Source organism: Vibrio sp. 03_296, assembly GCF_002265885.1.
Window position 1 is genome coordinate 1 of sequence record NZ_NPKW01001102.1, and the last position, 466, is coordinate 466.

Consider the following 466-nt stretch of genomic DNA (forward strand, 5'->3'; position numbering starts at 1 on the left):
ATCGCCTTTTACTTCGTTACGAGGTAAAAGGCGACCATGCATGTCGCCATCCAATGCACGAATAGACGGCTGCTGAGACAACCCCTTCAGGTGCGCCACCAATACAGTACATCACGTCTACTTCACTGTCTGGCATGCAGGTAAGAATCGAAGCGGCCACATCACCATCTGGCACTGCGAAAACACGAACACCCATGCGTTGCATCTCCGCGATCACCTCATCATGACGAGGTTTAGCAAGGGTAATCACCACCAAGGTATCAAGCTTTTTCCAAGCGCTTGTGCTGATGTTCTCGAGGTTTTCTTTTAGTGGCTTTGTAAGATCGATCACCCCTTTTGTCTCCAGGGCCGACCACCAGTTTTTCCATGTACATATCTGGTGCTTTTAAAAAGCTCCCTTTTCACCAGCAGCCAATACCGCAAGAGCGTTTGATTGGCCCATCGCGGTCATGCGCGTCCCTTCGAT

Annotated in this window: 1 pseudogene; it reads right to left on the reverse strand. The window is 50.2% G+C overall.

Going from position 1 to position 466, the window contains the following annotated elements:
* Positions 1 to 466 (reverse strand): annotated as a pseudogene (locus CIK04_RS30070) (fructose-bisphosphatase class II); the annotation flags it as partial.